This window comes from Streptomyces sp. NBC_00328, from assembly GCF_036139655.1.
Taxonomy (GTDB): Bacteria; Actinomycetota; Actinomycetes; order Streptomycetales; family Streptomycetaceae; genus Streptomyces.
Window position 1 is genome coordinate 2,386,062 of the sequence record NZ_CP108013.1, and the last position, 11,981, is coordinate 2,398,042.

Consider the following 11,981-nt stretch of genomic DNA (forward strand, 5'->3'; position numbering starts at 1 on the left):
ACCGGTCACGAGGGCATCCGGTCCCCGAGGAGTGCCAGGTTCTCGATGGCGGCGAGGCCGTAGAGCGCTGTGTCGTTCGTGTAGACCCAGTTGGCCTCGCTGCCCGGCACCAGGGTGACCGGTCCGCTCAGTTTCTCCGTCTTCCAGGGCGAGGCCTCGGTGTAGCCGTCGGAGCTGTAGAACTTCGCCCAGGCTCGGGTGGCGAGTTGGGTGTCACCGGTCTGCACGGCGGCGTACGCGTCGAGGCGTGAATGGCCCTGGAAGAGCAGCAGGGTGCCGAAGTTGGTGCCGTAGCGGGCCGCCTGTTCGGCCTTGGTGGCGTTGAAGTAGCGGCAGTAGTCGAGGTAGGCCTCCTTGAAGGCGGGCATGTCGACGAGATCGATGAGCTCGGCGCACAGTTCGTTCAGGCCGAAGACCGCGGACAGGTGCGAGACGCCGACCACCGGCTCGGCGGCGACGGCGAACCGTCCGGTGTCGAGGTCGTACAGGCCGCTGCCCTGGACGAATCCGTTGGGCTGCGCGGCGATGGTCTCCATCGTCGACAGCACGCGTGCCCTGGCCTTCTCCCACTTGGGGCCCTTGCGCTCCCACTCGGTCAGCCACGCCGAGACGAGCCCGCTCCAGTCCGTGCCGAAGCCGATCGACAACGCGTGCCGGTCCGGTGTGTAGGGCTCGGTGCGGATCTTGCGGATCGGGTCGAGGACGAGGAAGGTCTCGTCGGAGTCGACGTTGGCGTGCATGAGGTCGCCGACCCGCTCGTCGGCTGTGAGGAAGTAGTAGTAGCGCCGGTAGGTGGTGTTGGCGATGCGCTGCTGTTTGGCGCTGTCGGCGTAGTGCTGCACGCCGTGCCGGGTGCCGAGGCCCGCCCACTGGCCGAGGTGGTAGACGTCGACCTCGCCGGTGTGCCGGGTCATCGCCTCGGCGAAGCGGAAGATGTCCGCGCGGCCGCTGCGCAGGTACGCGAACCACAGCCAGAGGTCCGGCGACAGCTCGGAGTTGTCCCAGGCGTAGCCGCCGACGTCGTAACGCCACTGGTGTCTGACCGGGTCGTAGGAGTGCATGATGTCGCCGTAGTCCCAGAAGCCGTACCAACGGCGCATCTCCACCTGGTCCTTGTAGTAGGTGAAGAGGAAGTCGAGGTGGTCCTCGATCTTCGCCTTGGCGGGGGTGGACCGGTCGGGCTCCGAGTAGAGACCGGGGCCGAAGACCTGCGCCTTGATCAGCTGCCTGGGCGGGGCGGCGAGCTGCGGCAGCACGCGTACGGCGTCGACCTGTTCGGCGAGCTTCTCGGGCGTGGGCGTCGACTCGTTGGCCCAGAAGAGCAGTTCGGAGGTGCGGGCGATGCCGTAGGGGGTGCCGAAGCCCGGTTCGTAGTCCTCGTAGGTGATGTTGAGGCCTTCGAGCTGTTCGGCGTACGTGTCCTGGCCCATGCCGTCGTGGTAGAAGCGCAGGTCCATGGGCTGCGCCTCGGGCGACCAGAGCCAGAGGGTGACCTCGGCCTCGTCGGTGTGGGCGTCACGGATGTCGAGCTGGGCGGGGAACTTCTCCCAGAAGTCCCGCAGCCCGAAGGAGAACCCGCCGCTCGGCCCGCCGACGTATCCGAAGCCGGAGGCGCGCCGGCCACCGCCCGCGGCGATCCAGCCGTGCCCCTTCTTGGTGCGCTTGCGCAGGGTGAAGCCGTCGGCCGAGAGCTGGGAGAGGGTGTAGTCGCCCCACTCGGGGATGTACTGGAGCCGGGTGGTGACCCGCTGGTCCCAGGTGGACGGGTCGGCGAGTTTCTCGCCGGCGAACTGGGCCGCCTGAACGGCCGCTCCGGGGTCGCGGCGCAGCCCGGTGACCCCCTTGACCGCCTCGCGCAGCAGACCGGTGCCGTCTCCGCCGATCCGGATGTGCCGGTCGTAGGCGGCGTCCCGCATCGGCACGGTGAAGCGGACGCCGAGCCCGCCCACGAAGTCGCCGCTGCTCTTCCCGGGTTCCTGCTTCCCGTCGAAGGTGATCGTGTGCACCATGCGGAAGGAGTCGGCGCCCGCGTAGAAGTACAGGCGGACCGAGAAGGGCAGCCAGCTCCGGTCGCCCTTGCGGTGTTTGCCGTCGATGCGGACGACGGCCCGCACCGGGCCGTCCTGTTCGACCTCGGCCGCGGAGATCACGCTCTCGAAACGCTCGGACTTCGCGGTGCCCTGGTCCTCGTCCTCGATCTCCGGCCGGCGGATGAGGACCAGGCGGCCGTTCCTGGCGATCTCGGCCGTACCGCGTGTCACGGACTTGACCAGTGCCGAGCCGCTCCTGCCGATCTTCGCGGTGATGACCCCGGTCGAGACGGTGACGGTGCCGCCGCTCTTGTCGACGGTGACCTTGCGCTCCGGCGTGACGGGTTCCCCCGCGGTCAGCGTGAGCTTCCCGGCGTCCGAACTCACCGCGTGGGCGGTCCACTTGAGGGAGCCGTCCGGCCAGTAGGCGATCGGCCAGGACTGCACGGGGACGGCGTTGCCGTCGGCATCCGCGAGCGCGAACGTCTGGTCCTGCTGATGGGTCCCCCTCGGCCAGGGAACACCGACGGTGGAGCCGGGGGCGGCGCCGAGGCCGCCGTCCTCCAGCCAGTCGAGGCCGACGGGATCCGGGCCGGCGTCCTCGGCTCCGGGGGCGGCCTGCGCTTTCGTGGTTCCGAGGGCCCAGCTGAACTGCGCGGCGGCTCCGGCGACGGCGGCCGCCTTGAGAAGGGACCTGCGAGGGATGGGCGACATGGCCTTTCCTCTCCTTACGGGATAGTCAGGGGCATGACAGTCATGAGGGCGCGGCGGAACAGGGCCGGGCGCTCGGCGCTCCGGCCCGCGGGAGTGCGCGCTCAGCGGCGCCGCCGGCGCTCCTCGACGGCGACGGCCGCCGCGGCCAGGGCCCCCAGGACGGGAACCGCCAACGGCGCGACGAGCAGAGCGGAGCAGACCACCACGGCCAGCCCGCCGACGAGCAGGAACGACCCGGCGGGATCGAGCACGGTCCGGCGTCCGGCGTCCGCGAGCAGCCCGCGCCAGACCGCTCCCGGCTCCCAGACAGCGGCCGCGCGCAGTCCCGCGACGACTCCCCCGATCAGCGCGAGGATCCCGACGGCCCCGACGAGCGGACCTCCGGGGATTCCGGCGCGTACGGCCTGGACGTCCACCCAGACCGCCGCCGCCCCGGCCCATCCGGCGGTTCCGACGAACCAGCCGCCCCGTACGGCCGCCCGGAAGTCGGCCACGAACTCCCGCCGCCCGCCGCCCTCATGAGCCGTGCGCCGGCGCAGATGCCGCGCGCCGGCCGCGAACGCGGCGGGAACGGTCACGAGAGGCAGCGAGGCCACCGCGATCCACACACCCGTCAGCAGACACTCCGCGAAGACGGCGAACCTCTCGGCGAGAACGGACTCCCGGGGCGCCCGGCGGGCCCGCGCCCCGGCGCGGGCCTTCGGCTGAGTGACCGTCATGTCAGCCCTTCAGTCCCGAGGTCGCCATGCCGTCGATCAGATAGCGCTGGAAGGCGAGGAAGAAGAGGAGCACGGGCAGCAGCGCCACCAGCGACATCGCGATCATGCCGCCGTAGTTGGCGACCCCCTCCTGGTCGCGGAACATCATCATGCCGAGCGAGACCGTGTACTTGCCGGGCTCGTTGAGGTAGATCAGCGGGCCCATGAAGTCGTTCCAGGCGTTGATGAAGGTGAAGATGGCGCTGGTGATGAGGGCCGGGCGGCACAGCGGCAGCACGATCGACCAGTAGATCCGCAGGTGCCCGCAGCCGTCGAGCCGCGCCGCCTCGTCCAGTTCGCGCGGCAGGTTCCGCATGAACTGCACCATGAGGAAGACGAAGAACGCCTCGGTGGCCAGGTACTTGCCGATCAGCAGTGGCACATAGGTGTTGATCAGCCCCGCCTTCTGGAACATCACGTACTGCGGAATGAGGAGCACGTGATACGGCAGCAGGAGCGTGCCGATCATCAGCGAGAACAGCACGTTCCGCCCGGCGAACCGGATCCTGGCGAAGGCGTACGCGGTCAGCGAGCAGGAGATCAGGATGCCGGCGACGGAACCGAGCGCGTAGAAGAGGGAGTTCTGGAAGAAGGTGGCGATCGAGATGTCGGCGATCCCGTCGGCGAGCCCCTTGAAGTTGGCCAGGATCGGGCCGGCCGGGAACAGTTCCAGGCTGCCGATGATCTCGCGGCTGGGCTTGAAGGAGGCGCCGACGACCCAGAGCACGGGGTAGAGGACGACCGCGAGGATCAGCAGGGCCCCGATGTGCCAGCCGAGGGAGCCGGCGCGCTTGCGTCCGGACCTCCCGGGGCTTGCCGACGCGGTCGCGGCGCCGGAGCCGAATGCCTTGCCGGTGACGCTGCTCATCGGGCGTCCTCCTCGTAGTGCACCCAGCGCTTCTGCGACCAGAACAGGACGGCCGTCACCAGTGCGACGGCGAGCAGCAGCATCCAGGCCATGGCGGAGGCGAAGCCCATCTGGGACTCCCTGAACCCCTTCTGGTAGAGGTAGCAGGTGTAGACGAGCGTGGCGTCGGCCGGACCGCAGGTGGCGTTGGAGACCACGTACGCCGAACCGAAGATCTGGAACGAGTGGATCGTCTCCAGGAGCACGTTGAAGAACAGCACCGGGGACAGCAGCGGCAGCGTGATGCTCCAGAACCTGCGCAGCGGTCCGGCGCCGTCCACCTCGGCCGCCTCGTACAACTCCTTCGGCACCTGCTTGAGCCCGGCCAGGAAGATGACCATGGGGGCGCCGAACTGCCAGACGGTGAGCGCCACCAGGCTGTAGAGCACCCGTTCCGGGTCGCCGACCCAGCCCCCGGAGGAGAAGCCGAGGAAGGACTGCGTACGGTCCACGACGGCGTCGTCGGAGAACAGCGCGCGCCAGACGAAGCCGACCGAGACGCTCGCGCCGATCAGCGACGGGGCGTAGAACGCGGCCCGGTAGAAGGCCTGGCCGCGGCGGCTCTGGGCGAGGAGCAGGGCCACCCCGAGCGCCAGCAGCAGTTTGAGCGGCGTACCGATGACGACGTACTTGGCCGTCACCTCGACGGACTTCTGCCACCGGGGGTCGTCGAACATGGTGGTGAAGTTGTCGAAGCCGATCCACCGCGGCGCGTCGAAGAGGTTGTAGTCGGTGAAGGCGAAGTAGAGGGAGGCGGCCATCGGGCCCGCGGTCAGGAGCAGGAAGCCCGCGATCCAGGGCGACATGAAGAGATAGCCGGCGAGATTGTCCCCGCTCCGCCGGCGCTTGTCGGCGCCGGGGGACTCGGGGCGTCTTTGTGCCGCGTCGGGCGGGGAGTCCTTGACGAGCGTCACGGCGGTTCCCATCAGACGGCGAGGCCGGTCTTCGCCTCGGAGAAGAACTGCTTCACCGCGTCGGAGACCTTGGTGGTGCCCTGCGACATGTCACCGCCTATGCGCAGGAAGGCGGATTCGACGGTGTCGGCGCCTGCCGGATGCGGGGTGATGGTGCCCAGTACCCCGGCAGCGGCGACGTCCTGCTCGTACTGCGCGATGGCCTTGCTGGGGGCGTCGGCGGGCTGGAACGCGTCGAACTGCTCGGTGGTGGCGAGAATCCCGCGGTCGTAGCCCATGATCTTGCCGACCTCGGGGTCGTGGACCATGAAATCGATGAACCGGGCCACTTCTTTGGGGTGTTTGGTGTGCGCCGACGCGCTGAGCATCAGCGAGGCGAGGTACTGGCCGGTCTGCTTGCCGTCGGTCGTCGGGATCGGCGCCAGACCGTAACTGCTGTCACCCTCGGCCGTATAACGGACCGTGAAGTTGTCCCAGGTGAACTCGGAGGCCGCGTGACCCGCCGAGAGGGAGGACTTGGGCTTGTCCTGTTCGACCCGCTTGGGATCGGTGATGATGCCGGCCTTCACACGGTTGTAGCCGTCGGTCCACCACTCCGTCAGATCGGCCTCGTCGAAACCGAGTCCGTCCGCGGTGAAGAACGCCTTGCCGTTCTGCCGGAGGTAGAGGTCGTACAGGTACATGATGCTGAAGTAGCCCGTGTCACCCGCGACCTTCTGCGTGTCGTGAATCTTCTTGAGCGCGGCGAAGTACTCGTCCCAGGTCCAGCCCTGCTTCGGCTTGATACCGGCCTTCTCGAACACCTTCTCGTCGATGACAAGTGACATGGTGTTGGATCCGACGGGAATTCCGAGCTGTTTTCCGTCGACCTGGCCGACCTTCTCCACGCCGGCACGGAAGCCTTTCAGGCTGAGATTTCCGGCGTCCATCTGGGACTTGAGGTCGAGCAGGATCCCTCGCTTGTCGTACTTCCGCAGAAATCCGACGGCGTTCTGGAATACGTCCGGCGGATTTCCGCCGGCGGCCTGGGTCTGGAACTTCTCCCAGAAGGCCACATAATCCTGGAAGTCCGTCTGCACCTTGATCTTCGGATACTTCTTCTCGAAGAGCGCGATGGACTGGTTGATCCGCTTCGCCCGCTCGTCCGCACCCCACCAGGCGTAACGGATCGTCACCGTCCCGTCCCCGGCGCCGCTTCCGCTCCCACCGCAGCCCGTCGTCGCCGCCAACCCCAGCGCGGCCACCGAAGCCCCGGCCGCCTTGAGCACCGTCCGCCTCTCGACACTCCCGTTGTTCCCCACTGCCGGGCCTCCCCGCAACGTCGACGCCGCCTGCATGAATCGTTTCAAGTAAGCGCTTGCTGGCACAAGTTACGGAGGCACTCGGGGCGCGTCAATGATTCGGACAGGAATTGATGTGCGGCGGTCGGATCCCGTCGCAGCGGCCGCCGCACCCCTTCCGGGGCACTCGCACGGGAGTACGCAGGTCCGGCCCGCGCGGTCGGCCGGCCGAACATCCCGTGGACGGCGTGACGGCTTGGCGGCGCGGCCGAAAACGTACTGCAGCGAGGGGTACTGACGGGGTGTCGGTGGCCTCGACGGAAACGGAGCGTGAGCTTGCAGCAACGCTACCGGGACCCCGCCTCCCGCCCCCGGGCGCAGCCGCAGCCTGCTTTCGCCCCCTCCCCGCCTACCCGACCCGCGCGTGCAGCTCCGCCCGGCACCGGTGCTCCACCCCAGACCCCGCTCCCCAAACGCCGGAGGGGCCGAAATTTCCCCCGCGCTGGAGGGGTGCGCCGGAGGGGCCGAATCTTCCCCCGCCACGAGGGGCGGGCCGGAGGGGCCGGAGCCACGACGCACCCGCAGCCGGGAGCGCACGGGAGGGGCCGTGCCGGTACATCAGATGCCCGTCGCTTACGCCCGGATCGAGCAACGGCTCCCCAGAGAACTCACGTCTGATCCAACGGCGACGGGCGGATGTACCGGCACGGCCCCCGCCCCCACCGGACCGACACCGCCAAGGGCCAGCTCAACGAACCCGCACCGCAAACGCCGGCGCAGCGAACCCGCACGGCCCCGACCCACCCACCGGAGCCGCACCGCAGACGCCAGCGCAGCGAACCGGCACGGCCCCGGAACCACGAAAACGGCCCCGGTCCACGGTGTCGTGGACTGGAGCCGTCTTTCCTACGTGTGGGCGATACTGGGTTCGAACCAGTGACCTCTTCGGTGTGAACGAAGCGCTCTCCCGCTGAGCTAATCGCCCGGGCGCAGGAAGAACATTACCCCATGTCAGGGGGTGGCTTCGACCAGCCGAGACGGCCCGGACGGCGTCCGGGCCGGCCGCGTCATTCGGAGATGCTCCACGGCATCACGAGGCCGAACTTCCAGAGGTACACACCCACCAGGACGGCGACGATCACGAGACCGATCGAGGTGAGGATGATGTTGCGACGCCGGACCCTGGGGTCGAGCGCCCGCTGCGTGGCCTCCGTGACCTTGCGCTTCGTCCAGCGAAGCACCAGCTGGGCCCAGACGAACTCGGTCGCCCAGATCGCCATGCCACCGAAGATCACCAGCCAGCCGGGCCCCGGCAGCGGAAGCATGATCACGCCCGCGGCCACCACCGCGAGCCCGACGACGAAGACACCCACCTGCCAGCTCACGTGCAGCGCCCGGCGAGCCTTGATGAATTGAGGCGCCCGTGAACCGAGCGCTCGCTCATTGTTCGCCCCGTCGCCCGCCGTGGCGACCTCGCCCGACTCGTCACTCCCCGTATTCATACGACCAAACCCTACCCGAGAGAAACCAGTCACCGGAATGGCCCTATCCGGAGAACGCACCCTCGGCCGGATGAGTTACATAAAGACAGGCAAAACCCTCAGAGGGGTTTACAACGGCACCGTAGGTGGCATGTCGATTTCGCCGACGTGCGAATCCCCGAGCGCACACTGAGCGAAAGGCCCTGGCGCTTATGAACACCACGGTCAGCTGCGAGCTGCACCTGCGCCTCGTTGTGTCGAGCGAGTCCTCACTGCCTGTACCCGCAGGACTGCGGTATGACACGGCCGATCCCTATGCCGTGCACGCCACCTTCCACACCGGAGCCGAGGAAACCGTCGAGTGGGTGTTCGCCCGCGACCTCCTCGCCGAGGGCCTCCACCGGCCCACCGGTACCGGCGACGTCCGAGTCTGGCCGTCCCGGAGCCACGGCCAGGGCGTCGTATGCATCGCCCTGAGCTCTCCGGAGGGTGAAGCCCTGCTCGAAGCCCCAGCGCGGGCCCTGGAGTCATTCCTGAAGCGAACGGACGCAGCCGTGCCGCCCGGCACGGAACACCGGCACTTCGATCTCGACACGGAGCTCTCACACATCCTGGCCGAGAGCTGACGCGTCACGACAGAGCCGCCCGGCGCCGTCCACTCGGGGAGACGGCTCGGGCTCAGACAACCGCATAGGGAAGGCGCCGGCGTCGGCACCGCGGAAGGTTCGCGGTGGCGGCGCCGCTGTGCGTCCACCAGTACGGACTCCCCGCTCTCGCACCCAACGCCCCCACGCCCGTCTCGGCCGCGCCGGGAAGCCACTACCATCGGCCAGCATCGGGCGGGCGCCCTCGCCCGACCCCCAGGCCAGGGAGCGAAACGTGCTGATCACCCACGACACCCGGTGCGCACTCGACGCCGTGGTGGATCTGGTGAACACCGCGCCGGAGGACGAGACGGCGGACGGGCTCGCCGATGCGCCGTCCCTCGCCGATTTCGTACGAAAGCACGACATCAGCGATGTCGGGGTGCTGTCGGAGCGGGATCTGGCGGCCGTACGGGACGTTCGCAGCCTGTTCGCCGGGATCTTCGCCGCCGATGATCCACGGACCGCCGCCTCACTCATCAACGAACTGGTCGCGGCTGCCGGCACCACGCCCCGGCTGACGGACCACGACGGCTATGACTGGCATGTCCACTACTTCGCGCCGGGCGCCTCGGTCGCCGACCACCTCGCGGCCGACTGCGGGATGGCGCTGGCCTTCTTCGTGGTCGCCGGAGAGCAGGACCGGCTGCGCCGCTGCGAGGCCCCGGACTGCCGACGGGCCTTCGTCGATCTCTCCCGCAACCGCTCCCGCCGCTACTGCGACAGCCGCACCTGCGGGAACCGGCTCCACGTGGCCGCCTACCGGGCACGCCGCAAGGAAGCCGCGGGCTGAGCGGCTCGCACCAGGAGGAGGAGTCCGGCCCCTGGCCGGACCGACGGAGCCCTCGGCGGGTGACGCCAGGGGCTCCGTGTACAGCTCAGAGCAGCAGCAGGTCGTGCAGCGAAGCCATGAGCAGCAGACAGCCGATCACCGCAAGGAAGATCATCAGCGGCGGCTGGGAGAGCGCGAAGAGACAACCGCGCCGCTCCTCGGGCGGAGCAGCGGTGTCGCTCGTTGTTGTGTCCAGCATCTCGCGGGCGATGATGACGCAGAGGGCGCCTGCTTCGCGATCAACACGCCCGGAATACACGGGAGTTCGCTGGATGATGTGACAGGCGCGCTCGAACGTGAACGGTTCCGCGCGTTCCCTGTGTCACGCATGTGATCTTGTGTCGTTTCTGCCGGTCAGATGCCGTGCTTCTTCAGGATCGCCTCGATGTCACTGAAGTCGTCCCCGGAGCGCTTCGCCCCCGGTGTCGCCGCCGGCCGGGAGGCGGGAGGGGCACCCTGGCCCACTGACGGGGCCGAAGCCGCGGGAGCCGCCGCCTCGCGCCGGGCAGAGGCCTTCGCGGCTCTGCGTTCCTTCCGGGTGCCGCCGCCGCGTCGCTCCACGGCACGGGTGATCATGAACAGCGCCCAGGCGCCGCCGAGCACCAGGAAGCCGGCCCAGGCGGTCGGGCTGAACGCGGTGTCGGCCAGCCAGCCGACCACTCCGGTCATGACCAGGCCGATCGGCACCAGGGAATAGGCGGCGATCCGGGCCGCCGCCAGGAAACGCTTGCGGTAGGCCGTCACCGCGGCGATGCCCAGGCCGGCGACGGAGACTGCGGAGCAGACGGTCTCTGCGATCATTCCGGTCCTCCAGGCAGGGCTCGGTGCGACATGTTTCCCATCCCTTCCATCCTGCACCGCCCCATGCCCGGTATGCCACGGTCCGGGCAGACCTCAGGGACATCTCGGGGTCGCCGTCCTCCTCAGGTCCCGGTGCGGCCTCCTCCTCACCGGACTGGGAGACTGGATCCCATGAACGACTCCTCCGGCTCCTCCGCCGCGCGCCCGGCCCCCGTCGTCCTGGACGTCTGGTGCGAGCTGCAGTGCCCCGACTGCCGTGACGCTCTCGCCGACCTGCGCGCGCTGCGCGCCCGCTACGGCGACCGCCTGGAGCTGCGGCTGCGGCACTTCCCCCTGGAGAAGCACAAGCACGCCTTCGCCGCCGCCCAGGCCGCCGAGGAGGCCGCCGAGCAGGGCAGCGCCTGGCCGTACGTGGAGGCCGTACTCGGTCGCGTCGAGGAGCTGGACCGCAAGGACGGCGAAGCCTTCCTGGTCGAGGTCGCACAGGAACTCGGCCTGGACGCCGAGGAGTTCGACACGGCCCTGATCGACGGCCGGCACATCCTGATCGTCGACGCGGACCAGGCCGAGGGCAAGGCGATCGGCGTCACCGGCACCCCGACGTACGTCATCGGCGGTGAGCTCCTGGACGGCGGCAAGAGCCAGGAGGGACTGCGCGAGCGGATCGAGGAGATCGCCGACCGGCTGCTCGCCGAGCAGGCCTGACACCCGAGCAAGAGCCCTGCCCCGCTCGGCCCGGCCGGCGACGCACCGCGCCTCGGTGCCACCTGCTCCGAACGACGGACCCTAGAGCAGCGTCTTGTACAGGTGGTACTCCGTCGTCTCGTAGCCGAGCGACTCGTAGAGCCGCTCGGCCGGGGTGTTTCCCGCGAAGACGTTGAGGGCGATGCGGTTCAGTCCGGCACCGGTCGCGCGGGCCTCGGCGAGCCGCATGAGCGTCCGGCCGTGTCCGCGGCCGCGCTGGTCGGCGCGCACCAGGACGTCGTAGACGAAGGCGTGTCCGCTCCGGCGCCCCAGCCACAGATCGCCCACCGGGACGCCCTCGTGCTCCAGGACGCTCAGCCACATGTTCGCGGTGTCCGGGCCCTGCGGCAGCGCACCGCCGTAGTCGCGGTCCGCCTTGGCGAGCGCCTCGGCCTCCGGCACACCGCGCCGGATCCAGTCCTCGGCGTAGTCCCGCCTGCCCGCCCGGTCCCAGATCTCGTACTCGTCCTGCGTCATGGGACGGTCGGCGCTGCCCGGGGGGAGTACGACCGCGGGGCCGTCGAGCGTCTTCGCCATGATGCGGTTGCGCAGGACGTATCCGAGCGCCCTGGTGAGCTCCAGGGCCGCGGCGGCTTCTCCGGGCACGGTCACCTCGATCTGCCGGCAGCCCCATCCGCGGGCGACCTCCTCCGCCGCCAGCGCGGCCACGGTGCCCCGGCCCCTGCCCCGGTCCGGCTCGTCGATGCGAAGCTCGTGGATCCTGGCCGCGGGCGGTCCCGCGCCGGGTTCCGTGGCCAGGTGTACCCGGCCGACGGGACGGCTGTTCACGCACACCTGGTAGCGGCGTGAGAGGGTCCCGTCGGCGGCGCGATGGAGCGGCTCGGTCGGCCGCAGGGTCGTGGTCATCAGGGGTGT

Annotated in this window: 12 protein-coding genes and 1 tRNA gene; 3 read left to right on the top strand and 10 right to left on the bottom strand. The window is 69.4% G+C overall.

Going from position 1 to position 11,981, the window contains the following annotated elements:
* Positions 1-5: 5 nt before the first annotated feature.
* The 7 genes from OG485_RS10380 to OG485_RS10410 form a co-directional block, all read right to left on the bottom strand.
* Complete coding sequence (locus OG485_RS10380; protein WP_328667124.1) at positions 6-2,744, bottom strand: exo-rhamnogalacturonan lyase family protein; 2,739 nt, start codon at positions 2,742-2,744, stop codon at positions 6-8.
* A gap of 101 nt (positions 2,745-2,845) precedes the next feature.
* Positions 2,846-3,463 carry a hypothetical protein gene (locus OG485_RS10385; RefSeq protein ID WP_328667127.1) on the bottom strand — a complete coding sequence of 206 codons (618 nt, stop codon included), beginning with the start codon at positions 3,461-3,463 and terminating at the stop codon, positions 2,846-2,848.
* A gap of 1 nt (position 3,464) precedes the next feature.
* On the bottom strand, positions 3,465-4,370 hold the full coding sequence (locus tag OG485_RS10390) for a carbohydrate ABC transporter permease (protein ID WP_328667129.1): 906 nt from the start codon (positions 4,368-4,370) through the stop codon (positions 3,465-3,467).
* Positions 4,367-5,323: a carbohydrate ABC transporter permease gene (locus OG485_RS10395; protein WP_328667131.1), complete on the bottom strand. Its 957-nt coding sequence runs from the start codon at positions 5,321-5,323 to the stop codon at positions 4,367-4,369. Before OG485_RS10395 ends, OG485_RS10390 begins: the two co-directional genes overlap by 4 nt.
* 11 nt (positions 5,324-5,334) lie before the next feature.
* A complete protein-coding gene (locus OG485_RS10400; protein WP_328667133.1) occupies positions 5,335-6,624 on the bottom strand; it encodes an ABC transporter substrate-binding protein in 1,290 nt (429 codons plus the stop codon).
* An 892-nt stretch (positions 6,625-7,516) separates the two neighbouring features.
* Positions 7,517-7,588 (bottom strand) — tRNA-Val (locus OG485_RS10405).
* Between the two features lie 82 nt (positions 7,589-7,670).
* Positions 7,671-8,105, bottom strand: coding sequence for a TIGR02611 family protein (locus OG485_RS10410; RefSeq protein ID WP_328667135.1), 435 nt, complete (start codon positions 8,103-8,105; stop codon positions 7,671-7,673).
* Positions 8,106-8,296: 191 nt separating this feature from the next.
* On the opposite strand from OG485_RS10410, the gene OG485_RS10415 reads away from it, so the two are divergent.
* The gene (locus tag OG485_RS10415; protein ID WP_003959770.1) at positions 8,297-8,710 is read left to right on the top strand and encodes an SsgA family sporulation/cell division regulator; all 414 of its coding nucleotides are present in this window, start codon (positions 8,297-8,299) and stop codon (positions 8,708-8,710) included.
* Between the two features lie 253 nt (positions 8,711-8,963).
* Positions 8,964-9,521: a CGNR zinc finger domain-containing protein gene (locus OG485_RS10420; RefSeq protein WP_328667767.1), complete on the top strand. Its 558-nt coding sequence runs from the start codon at positions 8,964-8,966 to the stop codon at positions 9,519-9,521.
* 85 nt (positions 9,522-9,606) lie between these two features.
* Here the strand turns inward: OG485_RS10420 and OG485_RS10425 are convergent, their stop codons facing one another.
* Both OG485_RS10425 and OG485_RS10430 read right to left on the bottom strand, forming a co-directional pair.
* Entirely contained in the window at positions 9,607-9,759 is a 153-nt protein-coding gene (locus OG485_RS10425) for a hypothetical protein (RefSeq protein WP_167455603.1), read from the bottom strand.
* 155 nt (positions 9,760-9,914) lie between these two features.
* A complete protein-coding gene (locus OG485_RS10430) occupies positions 9,915-10,361 on the bottom strand; it encodes a hypothetical protein (RefSeq protein ID WP_328667771.1) in 447 nt (148 codons plus the stop codon).
* A 171-nt stretch (positions 10,362-10,532) separates the two neighbouring features.
* On the opposite strand from OG485_RS10430, the gene OG485_RS10435 reads away from it, so the two are divergent.
* Positions 10,533-11,066 (top strand): DsbA family protein, encoded by a 534-nt coding sequence (locus OG485_RS10435; protein WP_328667772.1) that lies wholly within the window; start codon positions 10,533-10,535, stop codon positions 11,064-11,066.
* Between the two features lie 81 nt (positions 11,067-11,147).
* Here the strand turns inward: OG485_RS10435 and OG485_RS10440 are convergent, their stop codons facing one another.
* Positions 11,148-11,972, bottom strand: coding sequence for a GNAT family N-acetyltransferase (locus OG485_RS10440; protein WP_328667773.1), 825 nt, complete (start codon positions 11,970-11,972; stop codon positions 11,148-11,150).
* Between the last annotated feature and the right edge of the window lie 9 nt (positions 11,973-11,981).

Excerpts from the sequence above, each read along its gene's own strand:
- OG485_RS10380 (WP_328667124.1), bottom strand. The coding sequence starts at position 2,744 with ATGTCGCCCATCCCTCGCAGGTCCCTTCTCAAGGCGGCCGCCGTCGCC.
- OG485_RS10415 (WP_003959770.1), top strand. The coding sequence starts at position 8,297 with ATGAACACCACGGTCAGCTGCGAGCTGCACCTGCGCCTCGTTGTGTCG.
- OG485_RS10430 (WP_328667771.1), bottom strand. The coding sequence starts at position 10,361 with ATGATCGCAGAGACCGTCTGCTCCGCAGTCTCCGTCGCCGGCCTGGGC.
- OG485_RS10435 (WP_328667772.1), top strand. The coding sequence starts at position 10,533 with ATGAACGACTCCTCCGGCTCCTCCGCCGCGCGCCCGGCCCCCGTCGTC.
- OG485_RS10440 (WP_328667773.1), bottom strand. The coding sequence starts at position 11,972 with ATGACCACGACCCTGCGGCCGACCGAGCCGCTCCATCGCGCCGCCGAC.
- OG485_RS10385 (WP_328667127.1), bottom strand. The coding sequence starts at position 3,463 with ATGACGGTCACTCAGCCGAAGGCCCGCGCCGGGGCGCGGGCCCGCCGG.
- OG485_RS10410 (WP_328667135.1), bottom strand. The coding sequence starts at position 8,105 with ATGAATACGGGGAGTGACGAGTCGGGCGAGGTCGCCACGGCGGGCGAC.
- OG485_RS10425 (WP_167455603.1), bottom strand. The coding sequence starts at position 9,759 with ATGCTGGACACAACAACGAGCGACACCGCTGCTCCGCCCGAGGAGCGG.
- OG485_RS10390 (WP_328667129.1), bottom strand. The coding sequence starts at position 4,370 with ATGAGCAGCGTCACCGGCAAGGCATTCGGCTCCGGCGCCGCGACCGCG.